The 21863-nt window shown below is 74.1% G+C and carries 22 protein-coding genes; 15 read left to right on the top strand and 7 right to left on the bottom strand.

The window, feature by feature from the left end:
- Window positions 1-78: 78 nt before the first annotated feature.
- Both ACNJ93_RS07840 and ACNJ93_RS07835 read left to right on the top strand, forming a co-directional pair.
- The gene (locus tag ACNJ93_RS07840; RefSeq protein ID WP_418956620.1) at window positions 79-1089 is read left to right on the top strand and encodes an NlpC/P60 family protein; all 1011 of its coding nucleotides are present in this window, start codon (window positions 79-81) and stop codon (window positions 1087-1089) included.
- A gap of 16 nt (window positions 1090-1105) precedes the next feature.
- A complete protein-coding gene (locus ACNJ93_RS07835) occupies window positions 1106-2332 on the top strand; it encodes a hypothetical protein (protein WP_418956619.1) in 1227 nt (408 codons plus the stop codon).
- Here ACNJ93_RS07835 and ACNJ93_RS07830 read toward each other — a convergent pair.
- Complete coding sequence (locus ACNJ93_RS07830) at window positions 2289-2855, bottom strand: PadR family transcriptional regulator (protein WP_418956618.1); 567 nt, start codon at window positions 2853-2855, stop codon at window positions 2289-2291. The two genes, ACNJ93_RS07835 and ACNJ93_RS07830, sit on opposite strands and share 44 nt — an antisense overlap.
- 91 nt (window positions 2856-2946) lie before the next feature.
- Here ACNJ93_RS07830 and ACNJ93_RS07825 point away from each other — a divergent pair, with 91 nt between their 5' ends.
- Window positions 2947-4275, top strand: coding sequence for an MATE family efflux transporter (locus tag ACNJ93_RS07825; RefSeq protein ID WP_418956617.1), 1329 nt, complete (start codon window positions 2947-2949; stop codon window positions 4273-4275).
- Here ACNJ93_RS07825 and ACNJ93_RS07820 read toward each other — a convergent pair.
- The gene (locus ACNJ93_RS07820) at window positions 4239-5513 is read right to left on the bottom strand and encodes a glycosyltransferase 87 family protein (RefSeq protein WP_418956616.1); all 1275 of its coding nucleotides are present in this window, start codon (window positions 5511-5513) and stop codon (window positions 4239-4241) included. The genes ACNJ93_RS07825 and ACNJ93_RS07820 overlap by 37 nt on opposite strands.
- 105 nt (window positions 5514-5618) lie before the next feature.
- Between ACNJ93_RS07820 and ACNJ93_RS07815 the strand changes: the two genes are divergently transcribed.
- Complete coding sequence (locus ACNJ93_RS07815) at window positions 5619-6761, top strand: glycosyltransferase family 4 protein (RefSeq protein WP_418956615.1); 1143 nt, start codon at window positions 5619-5621, stop codon at window positions 6759-6761.
- A 68-nt stretch (window positions 6762-6829) separates the two neighbouring features.
- Window positions 6830-7108, top strand: a complete 279-nt coding sequence (locus tag ACNJ93_RS07810) for a hypothetical protein (protein ID WP_418956614.1) — start codon at window positions 6830-6832, stop codon at window positions 7106-7108.
- Window positions 7109-7222: 114 nt separating this feature from the next.
- Here the strand turns inward: ACNJ93_RS07810 and ACNJ93_RS07805 are convergent, their stop codons facing one another.
- A complete protein-coding gene (locus ACNJ93_RS07805; RefSeq protein WP_418956613.1) occupies window positions 7223-9019 on the bottom strand; it encodes an AMP-dependent synthetase/ligase in 1797 nt (598 codons plus the stop codon).
- A 259-nt stretch (window positions 9020-9278) separates the two neighbouring features.
- On the opposite strand from ACNJ93_RS07805, the gene ACNJ93_RS07800 reads away from it, so the two are divergent.
- From ACNJ93_RS07800 to ACNJ93_RS07775, 6 genes are all read left to right on the top strand, one after another.
- The gene (locus tag ACNJ93_RS07800; RefSeq protein WP_418956612.1) at window positions 9279-10046 is read left to right on the top strand and encodes a metallophosphoesterase family protein; all 768 of its coding nucleotides are present in this window, start codon (window positions 9279-9281) and stop codon (window positions 10044-10046) included.
- 64 nt (window positions 10047-10110) lie between these two features.
- Window positions 10111-10554 (top strand): SRPBCC family protein, encoded by a 444-nt coding sequence (locus tag ACNJ93_RS07795; RefSeq protein ID WP_418956611.1) that lies wholly within the window; start codon window positions 10111-10113, stop codon window positions 10552-10554.
- A 70-nt stretch (window positions 10555-10624) separates the two neighbouring features.
- Entirely contained in the window at window positions 10625-11791 is a 1167-nt protein-coding gene (locus ACNJ93_RS07790) for an ArsA family ATPase (RefSeq protein ID WP_418956610.1), read from the top strand.
- Window positions 11792-11890: 99 nt separating this feature from the next.
- The gene (locus tag ACNJ93_RS07785) at window positions 11891-12343 is read left to right on the top strand and encodes a DUF5304 domain-containing protein (protein WP_418956609.1); all 453 of its coding nucleotides are present in this window, start codon (window positions 11891-11893) and stop codon (window positions 12341-12343) included.
- 95 nt (window positions 12344-12438) lie between these two features.
- Complete coding sequence (locus tag ACNJ93_RS07780; RefSeq protein WP_418956608.1) at window positions 12439-13380, top strand: ROK family glucokinase; 942 nt, start codon at window positions 12439-12441, stop codon at window positions 13378-13380.
- Window positions 13381-13454: 74 nt separating this feature from the next.
- Complete coding sequence (locus tag ACNJ93_RS07775; protein ID WP_418956607.1) at window positions 13455-14207, top strand: endonuclease/exonuclease/phosphatase family protein; 753 nt, start codon at window positions 13455-13457, stop codon at window positions 14205-14207.
- Window positions 14208-14234: 27 nt separating this feature from the next.
- On the opposite strand, the gene ACNJ93_RS07770 is transcribed toward ACNJ93_RS07775, so the two are convergent.
- Entirely contained in the window at window positions 14235-14939 is a 705-nt protein-coding gene (locus tag ACNJ93_RS07770) for a hypothetical protein (protein ID WP_418956606.1), read from the bottom strand.
- Window positions 14932-15714 carry an alpha/beta hydrolase gene (locus ACNJ93_RS07765; RefSeq protein WP_418956605.1) on the bottom strand — a complete coding sequence of 261 codons (783 nt, stop codon included), beginning with the start codon at window positions 15712-15714 and terminating at the stop codon, window positions 14932-14934. Before ACNJ93_RS07765 ends, ACNJ93_RS07770 begins: the two co-directional genes overlap by 8 nt.
- Window positions 15715-15916: 202 nt before the next feature.
- On the opposite strand from ACNJ93_RS07765, the gene ACNJ93_RS07760 reads away from it, so the two are divergent.
- The 4 genes from ACNJ93_RS07760 (at window position 15917) to ACNJ93_RS07745 (ending at window position 19753) form a co-directional block, all read left to right on the top strand.
- Window positions 15917-16648: a lysophospholipid acyltransferase family protein gene (locus ACNJ93_RS07760; protein WP_418961341.1), complete on the top strand. Its 732-nt coding sequence runs from the start codon at window positions 15917-15919 to the stop codon at window positions 16646-16648.
- 31 nt (window positions 16649-16679) lie between these two features.
- Window positions 16680-17909 (top strand): MacS family sensor histidine kinase, encoded by a 1230-nt coding sequence (gene macS / locus ACNJ93_RS07755; protein ID WP_418961340.1) that lies wholly within the window; start codon window positions 16680-16682, stop codon window positions 17907-17909.
- Window positions 17906-18580: a response regulator gene (locus ACNJ93_RS07750; protein ID WP_418956604.1), complete on the top strand. Its 675-nt coding sequence runs from the start codon at window positions 17906-17908 to the stop codon at window positions 18578-18580. The genes macS and ACNJ93_RS07750 overlap by 4 nt, the downstream gene beginning before the upstream one ends.
- Before the next feature lie 144 nt (window positions 18581-18724).
- Window positions 18725-19753 carry a 6-phosphofructokinase gene (locus ACNJ93_RS07745; protein WP_418956603.1) on the top strand — a complete coding sequence of 343 codons (1029 nt, stop codon included), beginning with the start codon at window positions 18725-18727 and terminating at the stop codon, window positions 19751-19753.
- Window positions 19754-19778: 25 nt separating this feature from the next.
- On the opposite strand, the gene ACNJ93_RS07740 is transcribed toward ACNJ93_RS07745, so the two are convergent.
- Both ACNJ93_RS07740 and ACNJ93_RS07735 read right to left on the bottom strand, forming a co-directional pair.
- On the bottom strand, window positions 19779-21650 hold the full coding sequence (locus ACNJ93_RS07740; RefSeq protein ID WP_418956602.1) for an anthranilate synthase family protein: 1872 nt from the start codon (window positions 21648-21650) through the stop codon (window positions 19779-19781).
- 96 nt (window positions 21651-21746) lie between these two features.
- Window positions 21747-21803, bottom strand: coding sequence for a trp operon leader peptide (locus ACNJ93_RS07735; protein WP_071528813.1), 57 nt, complete (start codon window positions 21801-21803; stop codon window positions 21747-21749).
- Window positions 21804-21863 lie beyond the last annotated feature (60 nt).

The following is a 21863-nucleotide window of genomic DNA, read 5'->3' as shown; positions in this document are numbered from 1 at the left end:
GCGGCGCCTTCGTTGGTACCGGGTGACGGACGGGTTACTGTCTGCCGTCGCGACAGCTACCCGGAAGGAGCGCGGTACGTGGCGTCCCATCGCCGGCCCTCGAAGGCCACCGTTCTGTCCGCCGCGGCGGCCACCGCCGCGGCCGCCCTCGGCGGCGCCGCGCCCGCGCTCGCCGACCCGCACGGCGGCGCCCCCGCGACCCGGGCCACGGTCGACCGGCTCTTCGAGGAGGCCGAACGCGCCACCGAGGGCTACAACAAGGCGGACGAACGCGCCGACCGGCTGCGCGCCGAGGTCTCCCGCGCCCGTGACAGCGTCGCCCGCGGCCAGGAGCGGATCAACCGCATGCGCGGCGCCCTCGGCACGCTCGCCGGGGCCCAGTACCGCTCCGGCGGCCTCGACCCCGTGCTCGACCTGCTGCTCTCCTCCCGCCCGGACACCTACCTCGACCGGGCCGCCGCGCTGGACCGGATGACCGCCCGCCAGGGCGACTCCCTCACCCGGCTCCAGCGCGAACTGCGCCACCTCGACCAGGAACGCGCCGAGGCGAGCCTCGCCCTCGCCGAACTCGAGCGCAGCCGGCAGCAGGTCGCCCGCCACAAGCGCACGGTCGAACGGAAACTCGCCGAGGCCCGACGCGCCCTGGAGGCCCTGCCCGAGGCGGAGCGGGCGGACTTCGACCGGGCCTCCCGGTCCGGCCGCGACGGCGAACTCCCGCCGCTCGCCGGTCTCGGGGCCTCCTCCTCCCGGGCCGCCGCGGCGCTGATGGCCGCGCGCAGCGCGGTCGGCAAGCCGTACGTCTGGGGCGCCACCGGCCCGTCCGGCTTCGACTGCTCGGGCCTGATGGTCTGGTCGTACCGGCAGGCCGGGGTGAGCCTGCCGCGCACCTCGCAGGCGCAGCGGCACGCGGGCCGGCGGGTGCCGCTCTCCGAGGCCCGGCCCGGCGACCTCGTCACGTACCGCGGCGACGCCAGCCACGTGGCCATCTACGCGGGGAACGGCCAGGTGATCCACGCCCCCTACCCAGGCGCCAGCGTCCGCTACGACCCGGTGAACATGATGTCCGACGTCACGGTCACCCGCGTCTGACCGTACGATCGGGAGGGTGGCAGGGCAGGGGAGGGGACGAGCGCGGCGCGCGGCCGCCTGCCTGCTCGCCCTTCTCGGCCCGCTCGCCGGCTGCGGGCCGGCCGCCGCCCCGGCGGACCCCGCGCGCGGCGAGATCCAGCGGCTCCTGGACCGGCGCGCCCGCGCCGTGCTCGACCACGACCCCGCCGGATACGCCGCCGTCGTCGACCCCGCCGACCCGGCCGCCGTCGCCGCCGCGCGCCGCCTCTACGCGAACCTCGACGAGGTGCCCTTCGCGTCCTGGACGTACCGGGTGACGGACGTCGACCGGAACGGCGACGGCACGGCGGTCGCCGAGGCCGAGCTCGGCCACCGGCTCCGGGGCCACGACGCGGGCCCGGTCACCACCTCGCTCGTCCTGGACCTGACCGAGCGCGACGGCCGCTGGTACGTGACCGGGGAGCGGACCGCCGCAGGCGCCGCCCAGCAGCTGTGGCAGCAGGGCGAGGTGGACGTGGTGCGCGGGGCGCGCAGCCTGGTGCTCGGAGTGGGCCGGAGCGCGGCGCGGCTGCGCGAGCTGGCCGCCGGCGCGGACCGCGCCGCGCCCGCGGTCTCCGCGGCCTGGCCGAGGCCCTGGGCGGGCCGGGTGGTGCTGCTCGCCCCCGACTCCCTCGACGCGATGGGCCGGCTGCTCGGCGCGCCCGCGGCCGGGTACCGGGGCATCGCTGCGGTGACCACCGGCGAGACCGGCGGCGGGCCCGACGCGCCCGCGGACCGGGTGATCGTCAACCCCGAGGCGTACGGCGTGCTCGGCGCGTACGGCCGCCAGGTGGTGCTCACCCACGAGACGACGCACGTCGCCACCCGGGCGCACACCTCGGCCGCCACCCCGATGTGGCTCTCGGAGGGCTTCGCCGACTGGGCCGCGTACCGGGGCGGCGGACGCACCGCCGCGCAGACGGCACCGGAGCTGCGGCGCGCGGTGCTGGCGGGCGAGGCGCCGGACCGCCTCCCGGACGACGAGGACTTCGCCTTCTCCGGCGACGGCGACGCGCTGGCCCGGGCGTACGAGTCGGGCTGGCTGGCCTGCGAGCTGATCGCCTCCGCCTGGGGCGAGCGCGCGCTGACCGACTTCTACGCGGCCGTCGCCGCCCATCCGCGCCGCGAGGGCGCGGTCGAGAAGGCCCTGGGGGACGTGCTGACCACGACGCCGGAGGAGTTCACGGCCCGCTGGCGGGCGTATCTGACGGAGCGTCTGCGCTGAGCCCGTCGAGCACCGCGAGCGCCTCCTTCAGCCAGGCCTTCTCCGCGGTGCCGGTGGCGCGGGCGACGCGGAGCATCCCGGCGCGGAAGAGGTCCGGCTCCTGCTCGGCGCGGACCGGGGCGCCGTCCCGGTAGAAGAAGCTGGCCGGCGTCTCCAGGAACGCGAGCCGGCGGCGCAGTACGGCGGCCTGCGCGGCGGGGGAGTCCAGCAGGCCGAGGAAGGCGAGCACGGTGTTGAAGCGCTGACCGTCGGTGATCTCGGCCTCCTTGGGCTCGCTCAGCCGGGAGCGCAGCTCCGCCCGGCCCGCGTCCGTGAGCGACAGCGTCCGCCGAGCGGCCCCGCCCGCGCCCGGCTCCGTACGGCTCTCCAGGAGGCCCGTCTTCACCAGGCGGGTGAGCGCCGGGTACAGCGCGCCGTCGCTGACCGGCCGGAGGTGGCCGCTCAGTCCGTGGAGGCGTTCCTTGAGCTCGTAGCCGTGCAGCGGGCCCTCGTGCAGGAAGCCGAGGATCGACAGCTCCAGCATCCCGCCCTCCTCTCGCACTTGTCGTGTCCGCGGCCCTCATGATACCTCTCATCGAGGTACCTCGAATCGAGGTATGCGAAAAGGGGGAATAATGGAGCACCGCGGACGGCTCGTCGCGCTGGCGTATCCGGTCTACTTCGAGCTGCTGGCCTCGGTCGCCGCCGGGATCGTCAACATGGTCTGGGTGGCCCGCCTCGGCCCCGCCGCGGTGGCCGCCGTCGCGGTCGCCACCAACGTCGAGAACGTGCTGCTCGGCGTGGTCCTCATGGCCGGCTCCGGGACCACCGTGCTCGTCGCCCGCGCCCGCGGGGCCGGCGAACCCGCCGCCGTACGGGCCGCCGTGCGCGGCGGTGCCGCCCTGTGCGCGCTGCTCGTCCCGCCGGTCGCCGTCGGCGGGTACCTGCTGCGCGAGCCGCTGGCCCGGCTGCTCCTGGGGGAGGGCGGGGCGGCCGGGCTCGCCGCCGGCTACTTCGCGGTCTCGCTGCCCGGCACGGCCGTCTTCTTCGCCGGCCATGTCGTCGACGGCATCCTCAAGGGCGCCGGGAACACCCGGACGCCGATGCGCCTGGCGTTCCTGTCCAACGGCCTGATCCTCGTCCTCGACCCGCTGCTCATCGGCGTGTACGGCGTCGCCGGCGCCGCCCTCGCGACCGTCCTCGGGCGCGCCGTCGCGCTCGCCGCCGGGCTGTACGCGCTGCGCCGCGACGCGCTCCTGCGCGCCGCCCGGGCCGTACCGCCCGCCGAGGGCCTCGGCGCGGCCCTGCGGCGGACCACGGCCACCGGCTTCCCGATGGCGGTGGACTTCGCGGTGCGGATGGCCGGGACGCTCGTCCTCGTCGCCGTCGTGGCGCGGCTCGGGGTCGCCGAGGTCGCCGCGTACGGCATCGCCACCAAGGCCATGTACGTCGCCACCATGGCGTTCTACGCCGTCTGCCAGGCCGCCGCGATCCACACCGCCCACCTGCTCGGCACCGGCCGGGACGCCCGGCGGGCGGTCGGCCGGGAGGTGCGGCTGCTCGGCGGGGCGCTCGGCGCGGCCGCGGCCGTCCTGCTGCTGCTCGTCGCCGGCCCGGTGATGCGAGCCTTCGGCGCGGCGCCCGAGGTGGCCGCCGCCGGGGCGCTGTACCTGCGCTGCCTCGGGCCGTACCTGGTGCTCATGGGCGTGTTCATCGGCCTGGCCGGGGTGTTCGAGGGCAGCGGCGGCACGCCCCTCCTCGCCCGGGTGACGGTGGCCGGCGTGCTGGTGCAGCTGCCGCTCGCGTACGGGCTCTCCGGGCCCGCCGGGCTCGGGCTGCCCGGGGTCTGCCTCGGCATGGCGCTGGCGATGGGCGGCCAGTGCGCCGCGCTGACCGCCTTGCACCGCCGGGCCCTGCGGCCCGCCGGTCAGGAGCCGAGCAGGCTCCCGTCCCGCGCGGGCTGACCGGCGCGGGCCGGAGCGGGCACGGGGGCCGCGGCCGGCCGGGCGGCGGGAACCGTCTGCCGCCACAGGCCGCGGCAGGCCGAGACCGACGCCCACACCAGCAGCCCGTTGCGCACCAGGAGCAGCAACAAGCCCAGCGGGTCGCTGTCCACGACGTGCGAGAACCACACCGGGAACTCGAACTGCGTCACCGCCGTCGCCACGAGCACCAGATGCGCGGGCCGCCGCATGGCGCTGGAACGGTACGCCAGACAGACCGCGGCCAGGCCCACCAGCCAGATCATGTACTGCGGGCTGATCACCCGGCTGGTCACCGTGAACAGCAGCACCGCCGTGAACGCCGCGTCCGCCACCGTCGACGACGAGAACAGCCGGGCCCGGACCCGCCACACCAGCAGCCAGCCGAAGGCGGCCGCCGTCAGCGCCATCGCCGCGGTGCTCACCTGCGGGACGTACGGGCCGAGGAACTCCACCGAGCCGTAGTTCAGCAGCACCTGTCCCTCCCAGCCGAAGTGCCGGGCCACGTGGAACACCAGCGCGCCCAGCGACTCGACCTCCGTGCCCCGGTCCCGCTGGAACGTGAGGAACGCGAAGGCGCCCGGCATCCAGGCGCTGAACACCAGCAGCAGCGCCACGCCGACGCCCGCGGCCGCCGACCAGGAGCGCAGCGTCGCCCGGCCGCGCGGTGTGCCGGCCAGCAGCAGCGCCGGCCAGACCTTCAGCATCGCGCCGAAGGCCGCCAGCGCGCCGAGCACGCTCGGCCGGCGCAGCGCCGCGAGCAGCGCGGCCACGGCGACCGCGGTGACCATCAGGTCGTACCGGGCGTACGCCGTCGGGCCGAGCAGCGGGACGCCCGCGATCCACAGCCACGCCCCGCGCAGGGACCGGCCGCGGCGGCGGCCCGTGTACAGCAGCAGCCCGAACACCACGGCGTCGCAGGCCCAGGCCAGCAGGAAGAAGGCCGCGGGGTAGTCGAGGAACGGCAACAGGCCGGGGGACAGGATCGCGAGGGCGGCGCCGGGCGGGTACTGCCAGGTGACGTCGTCCAGCGGGTACGTGCCCGCTTTCAGGACGTGGCTCCAGTCCTGGTAGATCACCGCGATGTCGGTGGTGACGTCCGGACCCGGGACCACGATCACCCGGAAGACGCAGAGCAGGAGCAGGACCCTGGTCAGGGCCCACAACCCGAGCGGAAGCCGAAGTGCGGTCAGCGTCGATCGCGCGGTCGCGCCCGTCATTCCTACCTCGTCCTTGTCGTGTATGTCCGCGGTAGCGGGATTTGTGATGCCGGGCGGGGTTGTGCCGGAGCCACGGCTCGGGGCCGTTCGGTACTGTCGGCGACGATGCACAAGACCTTGATCGTAACCAACGACTTCCCGCCACGACCCGGTGGAATCCAGGCGTTCCTGCACAACATGGCGCTCCGTCTGGATCCCGAACGGATCGTCGTCTACGCCTCCACGTGGAAGCGCAGCCGCGAGGGTGTGGCGGCGACCCAGGCGTTCGACGCGGAACAGCCTTTCACGGTCGTGCGGGACCGCACCACCATGCTGCTGCCCACCCCCCGGGTGACGGCGCGCGCGGCCGGGCTGCTGCGCGAGCACGGCTGCGAGTCGGTCTGGTTCGGCGCGGCGGCGCCGCTCGGCCTGATGGCCCCGGCGCTGCGGCGGGCCGGGGCGCGGCGGATCGTGGCGACGACGCACGGGCACGAGGCGGGCTGGGCGCAGCTCCCGGCGGCGCGGCAGCTGCTGCGGCGGATCGGGGACGGCACGGACACGCTCACGTACCTCGGCGAGTACACCCGCAGCCGGATCGCCTCCGCGCTGACGCCGGCCGCGGCGGGGCGGATGGCGCAGCTGCCGCCGGGCGTCGACGAGAAGACCTTCCACCCGGACTCGGGCGGGGCGGAGGTGCGCGCCCGCCTCGGGCTGACGGACCGGCCGGTCGTCGTCTGCGTCTCGCGCCTGGTGCGCCGCAAGGGCCAGGACACCCTGATCAGGGCGCTGCCCGCGATCCTGCGCGAGGTCCCGGACGCGGTCCTCCTGATCGTCGGCGGCGGCCCGTACGAGGCCGACCTGCACCGGCTCGCCCGGGAGACGGGAGTGGCCGATTCCGTACGTTTCACCGGCTCGGTGCCCTGGAAGGAGCTGCCGGCCCACTACGGGGCCGGCGACGTCTTCGCCATGCCCTGCCGCACCCGGCGCGGCGGCCTGGACGTCGAGGGCCTCGGCATCGTCTACCTGGAGGCCTCCGCGACCGGCCTCCCCGTCGTCGCCGGCGACTCCGGCGGCGCGCCGGACGCGGTCCTCGACGGCGAGACGGGCTGGGTGGTCCGCGGCGACGCCCCCGAGGACTCCGCCGACCGCATCGTCACCCTCCTCAAGGACCCCGGACTCCGCCACCGCATGGGCACCCGCGGCCGTGCCTGGGTCGAGGAAAAATGGCGCTGGGACCTCCTGGCCGACCGCCTGAAGGACCTGCTGTAGCCCAGCCCCCAACCCCGCGGGGCCGCCGTGCGTCCTCCACTGAGGGACGGGCGACGGGAGGGGACGGCATGGCCGAGCGGCGTTGTCGGAGGAAGGCGATCGTCTGCGCGGAGAGGACCGGCCGTGCCCTGAAGGCCGTCACCGCCGCCGTCTGCCTGGCGGCGCTCGCCATCGGGTACGCCGTCGCGGGGCCGCAGGGCGCCCTGGGGGTCGCCGCCGTGCTCGCCGCCCTCGTCGGCGTCTGTGCGGTCGTCCTGGCCGTGCGCGGGCACACGTTCTCCTGCACGTGGCGCCGCGCTTTGCGCGCCCCGGCCAAGGTGGTGGAGAACCTCGACCCGCTCCCTTGAGGGAACGCCCACGGCGGGATCACGGCCAGGGGCGGGCGGGAGCCGAGAACGCGGACGCCCGTGGCCGTGCCCCTTCGGGGCTGCCACGGGCGTGCGGGTGTCGTACGGGGCGCGTTACGCGCGGTAGATCGCCTCGATCTCGTCGGCGAAGTCCTTCGCGACCACGTTGCGCTTCAGCTTGAGGGACGGGGTGATGTGGCCCGCCTCCTCCGTGAACTGGGTCGTCAGCACGCGGAACTTGCGGACCGACTCCGCCTTCGAGACCGCCGCGTTGCCGTCGTCGATCGCGCGCTGGACCTCCGCCAGCAGGTCCGCGTCCTCGCGGAGCGTCGCCGCCGTCGAGCCCGCCGGCTTGCCGTGCTCCGCGGCCCAGCGGCCCAGGAACTCCTCGTCCAGCGTGACCAGCGCGCCCACGAACGGGCGGCCGTCGCCGACGACCATGCACTCCGCGACCAGCGCGTGCGCCCGGATCCGGTCCTCGATGACCGCAGGGGCGACGTTCTTGCCGCCCGCCGTCACCAGGATCTCCTTCTTCCGGCCGGTGATCGCGAGGTAGCCGTCCTCGTCGAGCGTGCCGATGTCACCGGTGTGGAACCAGCCGTCGGCCAGCGCCTCCGCCGTCGCCGCCGGGTTGTTCCAGTACTCCTTGAAGATGTGCTCGCCGTGCAGCAGCACCTCGCCGTCGTCGGCGATCCGCACCACCGAGCCCGGCAGCGGCTGCCCGACCGTGCCGATCTTCTGCCGGTCCCACGGGTTGAACGCCGTCGCCGCGCAGGACTCCGTCAGGCCGTAGCCCTCCAGCACCGTGAAGCCGATGCCGCGGAAGAAGTGGCCGAGCCGCTCGCCCAGCGGCGCACCGCCCGAGATCGCGAACTCGCCGCGCCCGCCCAGCACCGCCCGCAGCTTGCTGAAGACCAGCTTGTCGAAGAGCTTGTGCTTCAGCCGCAGACCGAGGGACGGCCCCTGCGGCGTGCCCAGCGCCCGGCTGTACGCGATCGCCGTGTGCGCGGCCTTGTCGAAGATCTTGCCCTTGCCGTCCGCCTGCGCCTTCGCCCGCGCCGAGTTGTAGACCTTCTCGAAGACCCGCGGCACACCGAGGATCAACGTCGGCCGGAACGAGGCCAGTTCGTCGGTCAGGTTCTTGATGTCCGGCAGACAGCCCAGCCGGATCGGCGCCATCACCGACGCCACCTCGACCAGCCGGCCGAAGACGTGCGCGGCCGGCAGGAACAGCAGCACCGAGCACTCGCCGGTACGGAACAGCGGCTTCAGCCGCTCCACCACGTTGCCGCACTCCGCGAAGAACGCCCGGTGCGTCAGCACACAGCCCTTCGGCCGGCCCGTGGTGCCCGAGGTGTACACGATCGTCGCGACGTCGTCCGCGTTCGCCGCCGACATCCGCTCGTCGAGGAGCTCGTCGGAGATCTCCGCGCCCGCTTCCGTCAGCCGCGCCAGCGCGCCGTCCTCGATCTGCCGGACGCCCTTCAGCGCCGGCAGGTTCGCCCGCACCGACTCCACCGACGCCTCGTGCGCCGCCGACTCCACCAGCGCCAGCGTCGCGCCCGAGTCGCCGAGGATCCACTGGATCTGCTCCGGCGAACTCGTCTCGTACACCGGCACGGTCACCGCGCCCGCGCTCCAGATCGCGAAGTCGAGCAGCACCCACTCGTACCGCGTCCGCGACAGCAGGGCGACCCGGTCGCCGACGCCCACGCCCGAGGCGATCAGGCCCTTGGCCACGCCGCGCACCTCGGCGAGGAACTGCTTCGCGGTGACGTCCGCCCACGCGCCCGCCACCTTGCGCGCCATCACGGCGACGTCTGGGTGCTGCGCGGCGTTGCGGCGGATGAGATCGGTCAGATTGCCGTCCGCGGGGACCTCGTAAAGGGCCGGAAGGCTGAACTCGCGCAAGACTGCTGCTCCTCATCGGGCGCCGGCGCCACGGCTCTGTGGTGATGCACCGGTGCGGTCCACGACCGGGTGTGCTCCCGTGGGGGCAAGAGCACGACTGGACTGCCCGGACGTTACCCATCAGTACGTGGTTCCCGATAGGGGGTCCCGGCCAGATGTTCCGTGCATCACACACCTGTGGGGGTGCTTTCGCGCACAGTAGTCCACCGCTCTCGAGACTCCCAAGTAACCGCAGGTCCGACGCCCTAAGGTGGGGGCCATGCGAGTCCATGTGGTCAGTGACGTGCACGGGAACACCGGCGGTCTCGCCAAGGCGGGGGACGGGGCGGACGCGCTGGTCTGCCTCGGGGACCTGGTCCTCTTCCTCGACTACGCCGACCATTCGCGGGGGATCTTCCCCGATCTCTTCGGCGAGGCGAACGCCGATCTGATCGTGGAGCTGCGCACCGCCCGGCGCTTCGACGAGGCCCGTGACCTCGGCCGACGGCTCTGGGCCGAGCTCGGCATCGACCGCGAGACCGCCATCGAGTCCGCCGTGCGCCGCCAGTACGCCGAGCTGTTCGCCGCCTTTCCCACGCCGACGTACGCCACGTACGGCAACGTCGACATCCCGGCCCTCTGGCCGGAGTACGCCGGCCCCGGCACCACCGTCCTCGACGGCGAACGCGTGGAGATCGGCGGCCGGGTCTTCGGCTTCGTCGGCGGCGGCCTGCGCACCCCCATGCGCACCCCGTACGAGATCTCCGACGAGGAGTACGCGGCGAAGGTCGAGGCCCTGGGGGAGGTCGACGTGCTCTGCTCGCACATCCCGCCGGACGTCCCGGAGCTCACGTACGACACCGTCGCCCGGCGCTTCGAACGCGGCAGCCGGGCCCTGCTCGACGCGATCCGCCGCGCCCGCCCGCGCTACGCCCTGTTCGGCCACGTCCACCAGCCGCTCGCCCGGCGGATGCGGATAGGGGTCACCGAGTGCGTGAACGTGGGCCACTTCGCCTCGACCGGGAGGCCGTGGGCCCTGGAGTGGTGACACGAGGAGCACGCGATAGCCTTCGTCCCGTCCTCTTCCTTCGCTCACTCGAGGAGCCCCCGCGATGGCGGAACACACCAGCTCGAGCATCACCATCGAGGCGGCCCCGGCCGATGTCATGCGCGTGATCGCCGACTTCGCCCGCTACCCCGAGTGGACCGGCGAGGTGAAGGAGGCCGAGGTCCTGAAGACGGACGCGGCGGGCCGCGCGGAGCAGGTCCGGCTGCTGCTCGACGCGGGCGCGATCAAGGACGACCACACCCTGGCGTACACCTGGACCGGCGACGACGAGGTCAGCTGGACGCTGGTCAAGTCCCAGATGCTGCGCGCCCTCGACGGCTCGTACCGCCTCCGGCCGGCCGGCTCCGGCGACCGCACCGAGGTCACGTACCAGCTGACGGTGGACGTCAAGATCCCCATGCTCGGCATGATCAAGCGCAAGGCCGAGAAGGTCATCATCGACCGCGCCCTGGCGGGCCTGAAGAAGCGCGTCGAGTCGGGCGCGTAAGCCCCACGAGCCGGGCCCGTGCCCGGCCCCGGCGGGCCGTGGGAGCGAGCCGCACCGGTACGGTCGGGGCATGCGGATCATTCTTGTCACCGGCCCCGGTGGCGCAGGCCGGACCACCGTCGCCGCCGCCACCGCGCTCGCCGCGGCGCGGGCCGGGCGTCGGGTCGTGCTGGTCTCCGCCGAGGCCGACGCCGTCCTCGGTGACGTCCCCGAGGGGCTCGACGTGCTCCGGCCCGACGCCGGCGGCGACTTCCGCCGCGAGTTCCTCGCCCTCCAGGAACGGTCCGCCGCCGCCCTCGACCTCCTCGGCGCCGCCCCCTTCGAGGACGCGGAGCTGACCGAACTCCCCGGCAGCACCGAGTTCGCCCTGCTCCGCGCCCTGCGCGACGCCGCCGCCGGCGGCCACGAGCTCGTCGTCGCCGACCTGCCGCCGCTGCCCGAGGCGATCGCCCTGCTCGCCCTGCCCGAGCAGCTCCGCCGCTACCTGCGCCGCCTGCTGCCGCCCGAGCGGCAGGCCGCCCGCGCCCTGCGCCCCATGCTCGCCCAGCTCGCCGGCGTCCCCATGCCCGCCCAGTGGCTGTACGAGACCGCCGCCCGCTGGGAGGCCGAGCTCGCCGCCGTCCAGGACGTCGTCGACGCCCCCGACACCGCCGTACGCCTCGTCGCCGAACCCGGTCCGGCCGCCGCCGACGCCCTGCGCACCGCCCGCCTCGGCCTGGCCCTGCACGGACTGCGCGTGGAGCGGCTCGTCGCCAACCGCGTCCTGCCCGCCGGCTCGCCCGACCCCTGGCTCGCCGCCTGGGCCGAGCGCCAGCACGCCGGGCTGGACGAGCTCCGCGCCGCGTACGGCTCCGTGCACCCCCTGCCCCACCTCGGCCGCGAGCCCCGGGGCCCGGAGGACCTGGCCGCCCTCGGGCTGCCCGACGAGCCCGCCGCCGACCCGCGCCTGCTGCCCGCCCCGCGCTCCGCCGTCGACGAGCCCGACGGGCCCGGCGGCGTCCTCACCTGGCGGCTGCCGGTCCCCGGCGCCGCCAAGCAGGACCTCGCCCTCGTCCGCCGCGGCGACGAACTGCTCCTCGGCGTCGGCCCGTTCCGCCGCGTGCTGCCCCTCGCCCCCGTGCTGCGCCGCTGCACCGTCTCCGGCGCCGCGCTCGTCGACGGCGAACTGCGCATCCGGTTCACCCCCGACCCGGAACTGTGGCCGAAGGGCGCCGTCCCGCCGGTACGGACCCCGTGAACGGACCCCGTGAACGGGCCGCGTCCGTTCGGGTAACGTCGACGGTAGACAGACGGCGGGGACAGCGTCCCGCCGCGCGGCCCGCCCGAGGAGTGCGTCATGAGCGATGCCGGTGAGCGTCCTTCCGTCGACTCGGACGCCTGGGCCAGGGCCTGCGCCGAGGACCTGGAAGCCGAGAAGGCCCGCCGCCGGGCGAACGGCGGCGGCGAGCCCGGCTCCGCCGCCGAGGAGTTCCGCAAGCTCTTCGAGGCCGTCGCCGACAAGGTCTCCGGGCTGAAGTCCCCGCTCATGGGGGCGGCCGCCCAGGGCGCCGTGCAGCAGTTCGTCAACCAGGCGAAGGCCGCCGTCGAGCCGGTCATCGAGCGCAACCCGCAGGTCTTCGACCACCTCGCCGCCGCCGGCAACGAACTGCTCGCCGCCTACCGCTCCGCCGTCCAGGGCCACGAACAGCGCTGGACCCGCGAGCAGCCCGGCCGCCCCGAGAAGAACGACCCGCGCGACGACCCCCGCGACGACGGCCCCGGCCCCGGCGAGCCCATCGACCTCGACTGAGCGGGAACCGGACGGGACCCCGGCGACTGACCGGGACGGCCGGTCCCCTCGGGTACGGTGGCCCTAGCGGGGCACGACCGAAAACTGAGGGACACATGGGACTCACCATCGGCGTCGACATCGGCGGTACGAAGATCGCGGCCGGTGTGGTCGACGAAGAGGGCACGATCCTCGACACCCACACGGTGCCCACTCCGCCGACCCCCGACGGCATCGTCGACGCGATCGGCGCCGCGGTCTCCGAGGCCGGCAAGGGACACCGGATCGAGGCCGTCGGCATCGGCGCCGCCGGCTACGTCGACGACAAGCGCGCCACCGTCCTGTTCGCGCCGAACATCGACTGGCGGCACGAGCCGCTGAAGGACAAGGTCGAGCAGCGCGTCGGCCTGCCCGTCGTCGTGGAGAACGACGCCAACGCGGCCGCCTGGGGCGAGTACCGCTTCGGCGCCGGCCAGGGCCACGAGGACGTCATCTGCATCACCCTCGGCACCGGGCTCGGCGGCGGCATCATCATCGGCAACAAGCTGCGCCGCGGACGCTTCGGCGTGGCCGCCGAGTTCGGGCACATCCGGGTCGTGCCCGACGGCCTGCTCTGCGGCTGCGGCAGCCAGGGCTGCTGGGAGCAGTACGCCTCCGGCCGCGCCCTCGTCCGGTACGCGAAGCAGCGCGCCGCCGCGACCCCGGAGAACGCGCGGATCCTGCTCGGGCTCGGCGACGGCACGCCCGAGGGCATCGAGGGCAAGCACGTCAGCGCGGCGGCCCGGCAGGGCGACCGCGTCGCCCTGGACTCCTTCCGCGAGCTGGCCCGCTGGGCCGGCGCCGGACTCGCCGACCTCGCCTCGCTGTTCGACCCGTCCGCGTTCATCGTCGGCGGCGGCGTCTCGGACGAGGGCGAGCTGGTCCTGGAGCCGATCCGGAAGTCCTTCCGCCGCTGGCTGGTCGGCTCCCAGTGGCGCCCGCACGCCCAGGTCCTCGCCGCCCAGCTCGGCAACAAGGCCGGCCTGGTCGGCGCCGCGGACCTCGCCCGTCAGGGCTGACCTCCGCCGACGCACCGTCACCCGCCCGTCGTGCCCCCTGGGGCTCGGCGGGCGGGTGACGTATGTTGCCGGGCATGGGGAACACCGCGCTGCCCGAGTCCCGTACCGAGGCGGACGGTTCGGCCGTCGTCCGGGTGCTCAGCTACAACGTGCGCTCGCTGCGCGACGACGAGGACGCCCTCGCCCGCGTGATCCGCGCCTGCGCGCCGGACCTCGTGTTCGTCCAGGAGGCGCCGCTGTTCTTCCGCTGGCGCAAGCACGCCGCCCGGCTCGCCGCCAAGAGCGAGCTGCTCGTGCTCACCGGCGGCGGCTCCGCCGCGGGTCCGCTGCTGCTCTGCTCCCTGCGGGCGACCGTGGAACGCACCGAGGACGTGCTGCTGCCGCGCACCCCGGGCCTGTACCGCAGGGGCCTGGCCACCGCCGTCGTCCGCATCGCCCGCGCCCGGATCGGCCTCATCAGCTGCCACCTCAGCCTCCAGGCCCACGAGCGGTACGCGCAGACCGGGCTGCTCCTGGACCGGCTCAAGGCCATGGACGTGCCGCACGGCATCGTGGCCGGCGACATCAACGACCGCCCCGAGGGCCGCAGCTTCCGGCGCCTCGCCGCGGAACTCCAGGACTGCCGCGCGGTGCGCCCCTGGGGCGGCGAGCACACCTTCACCCCCACGGACCCGCGCCGCCGCATCGACGCGGTCTTCGCCACTCCCGGCATCGAGGTCCTCGGCTGCGGCGTCCCCACCGACCTCCCGGGCGTCACCCCCCACGACCTGAGAGCGGCCACGGACCACCTCCCGGTCCTGGCCGCCCTCCGGATCCCACCCGCCTGACGCGCGGCGGACACCGCCGGCTGAGCGCTACACCACCGCGCCGCGGCCCGGGTCGTCGTGGTCGTCGTCCTCGTCGTCGTGCTTCATGCGGGCCACCAGCGTGGCGAAGCCGCCCAGGAAGCCGACGACGCAGACGGTGGTCAGCCACCAGGTCATCTCCCACTGGAAGAGCACCGCGAGCAGCATCAGGACCGGGCTGCCGATCACGCCGAGCCAGGCGAACTTCGTCGTCGCGTCGGCCTCCGGCAGCGGCGGGGGCTCCGGCGGGACGAAGTGGCCCTCGTCGTCGTCCTCGTCGTCGCCCTTGCCCTTCTTCCGCGCCACCGGCGCGTCGTCCGGGTCGACGACCGAGTAGTCGCGCGGGCCCGGGCCGGGCCCCACTCCGGGGGCGAACACGATCGAGCTGCCCAGCGGGGGCTTCACCGGACCCTTGTCGGCGTCCGGCTCGCGCGCACCCCCGACCGCGTCCCCGACCGCGTCCTCGCCGTCCTCGTCCTCCTCGTCGTCCGCGTCCTCGTCGTCACCGTCACCGTCGCCGTCGTCGTCCGCGTCCGAGCCCGCCGCGGACGGCTCCTCGTACGCGGGCAGCGCCAGGTCCTCCACCGGGCGGAACGGCTTCGTGCCCGGAGGATCGGCCGGTTCCTCGCCGTAGCCCGCGACGATCGCCGCCCACGCGGCCTCCTCGTCGATCGGCTGCGGCTCCCGCTCGCCGCCGTCCTGCTGCTCAGCCACCGCTCGTGCTTCCCTTCGTCGCCTCGACGTCCGGAGCGAGCCGGCCGATGAAGGCCCAGCTCTCCTCGAAGATGCGCTCCGCGTCGTGGTCCAACGTCGCCACGTGGTAGCTCTGTTCCAGCAGGATCTCCTTCACGTCCGTGGAGGACACCCGGCTGAGGATCCGCGCCGAGTCCGCCGGCGGCACCACGTGGTCCTGCGGGCTGTGCAGCAGCAGCATCGGCTGCGTGACCTGCGGCAGCTCCTTGTCCACCAGCCGGAAGAACGCCCGCACCGAGTGCGCCGCGTGCAGCGGCACCCGGTCGTAGCCGACCTCCTCGACGCCCTCCTTCGCGATGTCGCTGGTCAGCCCCCTCGTCGTGCGCACCAGATGGCGGGCGACCGGAAGGGCGTACGCGGACAGGCCGTGCACCTTGTTCGCCGGGTTCACGACCACGACGCCGGCGATCCGGTCGCCGTACCTCGCGGCGAGCCGCAGCGACAGCGCGCCGCCCATGGAGAGCCCGAAGACGAAGACCGTCGAGCAGTCGGCGAGCAGCTCCTGCAGGGCCCGGTCCACCTCCGCGTACCAGTCCTGCCAGCCGGTGACGGCCATGTCCTCCCAGCGGGTGCCGTGCCCGGGCAGCAGCGGCAGCGACACGGTGAGGCCGCGCTCGGCCAGGTACTCGGCCCAGGGGCGGAGCGACTGCGGGGAACCGGTGAATCCGTGACACAGAAGGACGCCGACCTCTCCGCCCTCGTGGCGGTACGGCTCGGCTCCAGGAAGGACCGGCACGTCGGTCTCCTGTTCGTGAGGTCTGATGGGCTGGGGGTGGTGCGGGGGACGTACGGGGGAAGTGCGCTCGGTGCCTTCACCGTACGCGACGGGACCGACACCGACCAGGGCCGATGCGGCCCCGTGCGGGGGAGTGCCGGGCCGCACGGGTTAAGGTCTGATCGACGGAACACAGGAGGCACTCGTCTTGATCTACGGCGCAATGAAGTTCTCCATCGGAGGGCCGCTGAAGCTCGCCTTCAGGCCCTGGGTGGAGGGCCTCGAGAACATCCCCGCCGAGGGCCCGGCGATCCTCGCGAGCAACCACCTGTCGTTCTCCGACTCGTTCTTCCTGCCGGCGGTGCTCGACCGCAAGGTCACCTTCATCGCCAAGGCCGAGTACTTCACCACCCCGGGCGTCAAGGGCAAGCTCACCGCCGCCTTCTTCAAGGGCGTCGGCCAGCTCCCCGTGGACCGTTCCGGCGGCCGCGGCGCCGGCGAGGCCGCGATCAGGAGCGGCATCGAGGTCATCGAGCGCGGCGAGCTGTTCGGCATCTACCCGGAGGGCACCCGCTCCCCGGACGGCCGGCTCTACCGCGGCAAGCCCGGCGGCCTGGCGCGCGTGGCGCTGGCCACCGGAGCCCCGGTGATCCCGGTCGCGATGATCGACACCGAGAAGATCCAGCCGCCCGGCAAGATCGTGCCCAAGCTGATGCGCCCGGGCATCCGGATCGGCAAGCCGCTGGACTTCAGTCGCTACCAGGGCATGGAGGGTGACCGCTTCATCCTGCGCTCGGTGACCGACGAGGTCATGTACGAGATCATGAAGCTCTCTGGCCAGGAGTACGTCGACATGTACGCGACCGCCGCCAAGCGGCAGCTCGCGGAGGCGGAGAAGGCGGCCCGTCAGGCCGTCAAGGAAGAGATCGCGGCCCGGCAGGAGTCCGGCGCGTAGCACCCCGCGAGGGGCATCGGGGGTGGGGGAGTTGGCCAAGCGCGAGCGTGTCGTGCGCATGTCCGTGGAGCAGCCGCTGTGGCGTGCGCTCACCGGATACCGCGTACTCACGATGATCTACGCGGTCCTGCTGTTCGTCTTCGGCCGGGACCGCTACGAGCACCCCGCGGTGGCCGTCGCGTTCCTCGCCGTGCTCTGCGTGTGGACCCTGGTGACCCTGCCCAAGGTCGCCGGCGCGGCCCACTGCACCAAGCGCTTCCTCGTCGCCGACCTCACCATCGCCCTCACCGGCATCCTGCTCACTCCCCTCGCCGACGACCACGCGCAGAGCGTCGACGGCCCCACCCTGCCGTCCATCTGGACCGCCGGCGCGGTCCTCGCGTACGCGATCAAGGGCGGCTGGCGCTGGGCCGCCTTCGCCTCCTCCCTGGTCGCCGCCGCCAATCTCGTCGAACGCGGCACGCCCAGCCTCGACACCCTGCACAACGTGCTCCTGGTGTGGGTCGCCTCCGTCGCCATCGGCTACGTCGTCGAGGTCGCCCGCGCCTCCGAGCGCACCCTCGCCCGCGCCCTGGAGATCGAGGCCGCCACCCGCGAGCGGGAGCGCCTGGCCCGGGACATCCACGACAGCGTGCTCCAGGTCCTGGCCATGGTGCAGCGGCGCGGCACCGCCCTCGGCGGCGAGGCGGCCGAGCTCGGCCGGATGGCCGGCGAGCAGGAGGTCGCGCTGCGCACGCTCGTCGCGGGCGGGCTGAGCCGGCCCTCCCACGTCTCCGAGGACGAGTCCGAGGGCGCGGTGGTACGCGTGGTGGAGGAGCCGGACCCCGAGGACGACACCCCGGTCGACCTGCGCGCCCTGCTCGCCCCGCGGGCCGGGGCGAAGGTCAGCCTGGCCGACCCGGGCACCCCGGTGCTGCTCCCGCCGCCGGCCGCGCGCGAACTGGCCGCCGCCGTCGGCGCCGCCCTGGACAATGTGGAACGGCACGCCGGACCGGACGCGCGGGCGTGGATCCTCGTCGAGGACTGGCCCGACGAGGTGATCGTCACCGTCCGGGACGACGGGCCGGGCATTCCGGAGGGGCGGCTCGCCCAGGCGGAGGGCGAGGGCCGGATGGGCGTCGCCCTGTCCATCCGGGGCCGGCTGCGGGACCTCGGCGGCACCGCCGAGCTGATCTCGGTCCCCGGCCAGGGCACCGAAGTCGAACTGAAGGTTCCACGGACCACCGGGAACGCGCGGGGGAAGGCAGGACAAGGACGATGAGCGAGCAGCAGCAGATCAAGGTCATGGTCGTCGACGACCACCCGATGTGGCGGGACGCGGTCGCCCGCGACCTCGCCGAGCACGGCTTCGACGTCGTCGCCACCGCCGGCGACGGCGAGCAGGCGGTCCGCCGGGCCCGCGCGGCCGCGCCCGACGTGCTCGTCCTGGACCTCAACCTGCCCGCGAAGCCGGGTGTCCAGGTGTGCAAGGAACTCGTCGGCGCCGACCCGGCGCTGCGGGTCCTGGTGCTCTCCGCGAGCGGCGAGCACGCCGACGTCCTGGAGGCGGTGAAGTCCGGCGCCACGGGCTACCTGCTGAAGTCGGCCTCCACCGAGGAGCTGATCGACGCGGTGCGCCGCACCGCCGTCGGCGACCCCGTCTTCACGCCCGGCCTGGCCGGGCTGGTCCTCGGCGAGTACCGCCGGCTCGCCTCCGAGCCCGCCCCGGCCGAGGGCCGCGACGAGCCGAAGGCCCCGCAGCTCACCGAGCGGGAGACCGAGGTGCTCCGCCTGGTCGCCAAGGGCCTGAGCTACAAGCAGATCGCCGAGCGCCTGGTGATCTCGCACCGGACCGTGCAGAACCACGTCCAGAACACCCTCGGCAAGCTCCAGCTGCACAACCGGGTCGAGCTGGTCCGTTACGCCATCGAGCGCGGCCTCGACGACGCCTGACGGCCTTTCACTCGAACGAGTGAAGGCGGGACCGGTAACTCCCGCCCGTATGCCTGGAATTCACCCTTCGCCCTGTCTGATGAGTGACGTGGGTCACACTACCGTGGCCCGTGAACCCCACCCACGGCGGCGAAGGGAACTTCCATGCGGGTCGGAGTACTGACCGGCGGCGGCGACTGCCCCGGCCTCAACGCGGTCATCCGCGGCATCGTCCGCAAGGGCGTCCAGGAGTACGGCTACACCTTCACCGGCTTCCGCGACGGCTGGCGCGGCGCGCTGGAGGGCCACGCCGTACCGCTCGACATCCCCGCCGTCCGCGGCATCCTGCCCCGCGGCGGCACCATCCTCGGCTCCTCCCGCACCAACCCGCTGCGCGCCGAGCACGGCGTCCGGCGCATCAAGGAGAACCTCGCCAAGGCCGAGGTCGACGCCCTCGTCGCCATCGGCGGCGAGGACACCCTCGGCGTGGCGGCCACCCTCTCCGGCGAGTACGGCGTGCCCTGCGTCGGCGTCCCGAAGACCATCGACAACGACCTCTCCGCCACCGACTACACCTTCGGCTTCGACACCGCCGTCGGCATCGCCACCGAGGCCATCGACCGGCTGCACACCACCGCCGAGTCCCACATGCGGGTCCTCGTCGTCGAGGTCATGGGCCGGCACGCCGGCTGGATCGCCCTGCACTCCGGACTGGCCGGCGGGGCCAACGTCATCCTCATCCCCGAGCAGCGCTTCGACGTCGAACAGGTCTGCGCCTGGGTCGAGTCCCGGTTCCGGGCCACCTACGCGCCGATCGTCGTGGTCGCCGAGGGCGCCATGCCGAAGGACGGCGACGTGGTCCTCAAGGACGGCTCCCGCGACTCCTTCGGCCACGTCCGGCTCTCCGGCGTCGGCGAGTGGCTGGCCAAGGAGATCGAACGCCGCACCGGCAAGGAGGCCCGGACCACCGTCCTCGGCCACGTCCAGCGCGGCGGCACGCCGAGCGCCTTCGACCGCTGGCTGGCCACCCGCTTCGGCCTGCACGCCATCGACGCGGTCCGGGACGGCGACTTCGGGAAGATGGTCGCCCTGCGCGGCACGAAGATCGTGCGCGTCCCCATCGCCGAGGCCACGGCCAGGCTGAAGACCGTCGACCCCGAGCTGTACGCCGAGGCCGGCGTCTTCTTCGGCTGACACCGGCCCCCGTCGCACGACACGGTCAGACGAGCACGCCCGCCAGCAGCGAGGCGGTCAGCGCCGCTCCCTCCAGGGTCAGCACCGACTCCGGGTGGAACTGGACCCCGGCGAAGCCCGGCCCCCGCAGGGCGTGGACCTCGCCCGTCTCCTCGTCGCGGCTCACCTCGATGCGGTGCATCGCCAGCTCCGCGGCCGTGCGCTCGTCGCAGCGGGCGGTGAAGCTGTTGTAGAAGCCCACCGTCCGCTCCTGGCCGAACAGGTCGATCCGCACCTGCGCCCCCTGGAACGGCGTCTGCTTGCGGACCAGTTCGAGGCCCAGCTCCGCCGCGATCAGCTCATGGCCCAGGCAGACGCCCAGCAGCCCGTGCCGGTGGTTCCGTACGAGCTCCGCCGTCAGCCCGCGCAGGAACCGCATCTTCGGGTCCGCCGCGTCCGCCGGGTCGCCCGGCCCCGGGCCCAGCACCACCGGGCCCTCGTGGGCGAGCGCCAGCTCCCGCAGCCCCGGCTCGTCGTACCGCAGCACCGAGACCTCCAGGCCGGAGGAGCGCAGCAGATGCGCCAGCATCGCGGTGAACGTGTCCTCCGCGTCGACCACCAGCGCGTGCCCGCTCAGCGCCGCGCTCCTGACCTGCATCTTCAGCCAGAACGGCGCCAGGTCCGCCCGCCGGGCGTCCAGCGCGGCCCGCACCCGCGGGTCGTCGGCCAGCCGAGGCGGCACCGGCCCCGCCGCCCCGGCCGGCCGCCCCGGCCGCACGCCCAGCGCGGCCAGCACGCCCGCCGCCTTCGCGTGCGTCTCCGCCACCTCCGACGCCGGGTCGGAGTGCCGCACCAGCGTCGCCCCGACGGGCACCCGCAGCGTCCCGTCCGCCGCGACGTCCGCGGTACGGATCAGGATGGGCGAGTCCAGGGTCTGCGCCCCGCTCGCGTCCGTCCCCAGCAGCGCCAGCGCCCCCGCGTAGTACCCGCGGCCCCCCGCCTCGTGCCGCTCGATCACCCGGCACGCGTTCTGCACCGGCGAACCGGTCACCGTCGCCGCGAACATCGTCTCCCGCAGCACCTCCCGCACGTCCAGAGAGGAACGCCCCCGCAGCTCGTACTCGGTGTGCGCGAGGTGCGCCATCTCCTTGAGCCGGGGCCCGATCACCACCCCGCCCCGGTCGCCGACCGTGCACATCATCTTCAGCTCCTCGTCGACGACCATGGAGAGCTCGTCGCGCTCCTTGCCGTCGGCGAGGAAGGCCAGCAGGCCCTCGGCCGTCGGCGCGGCCCCGGCCGGGTAGCGGTACGTCCCGCTGATCGGGTTCATCACGACCGTGCCCCCGGACATCCTCACGTGCACCTCCGGGCTCGCCCCCACCAGCGTCCGCTCCCCGGTGTGCACCACGAACGTCCAGTACGCGCCCCGCTCGCCCGCGAGCAGCCGCCGGAACAGCGCGAGCGCGTCGGCCCGCGCGAAACCGGGGATCTCGCCGGTGTACGTCCGGCGGATCACGAAGTTCGCGCCCTCGCCGGCGCCGATCTCCTCGTCGATCACCCGCCGCACGATCCGCCCGTACTCCTCGTCGGAGACGTCGAACCCGCCGTCCGCCACGCGCACGTCGTGCGCGGGCAGCCGGTCGAGGACCTCGGCGAGCGGCAGCTCGTACGCCTCCTCGGCGACCAGGACGGCCAGCGGCGTGCCGTCGTCGCGCACCTCGAAGCCGCGCTCCCGGATCTGCCGGAACGGCACGAGCGCCAGCGTCGGCAGCTCCCGTACGGGCAGCTCGGCGAGCCGCTCCGCCTCGTACACCGGGCCGATCAGCACCTCGACGGTGTCGTGGTCACGGCCCGGGGTGCGCCGGCGCAGCAGCGCGAACGGGGGGCAGGAGTCGTCCAGCAGACGGGACAGGTCCATGCGATGCGTTCCTTCCATCGGAGCGGTGGGAGGAACGGCCGGAAAACGAGGAAGGCCGCCCCTCGGGCGGCCTTCGCGTGTCTCGGGTACGCGCAGTCAGTGGGCCGCCGGATGAGCGGTCCACCACCAGTTCTGGGTCGAGTGCGCGAACATGGGGGCGATCGTAGCCCATGATCCGGGTCGCGTCCGTCTCATCCATCGGTCACTGGCGTG

Source organism: Streptomyces tritici, from assembly GCF_048500665.1.
Taxonomy (GTDB): Bacteria; Actinomycetota; Actinomycetes; order Streptomycetales; family Streptomycetaceae; genus Streptomyces; species Streptomyces tritici.
Note: the sequence above shows the minus strand (reverse complement) of the source record. Positions and strands in the feature narration are given on the sequence as shown.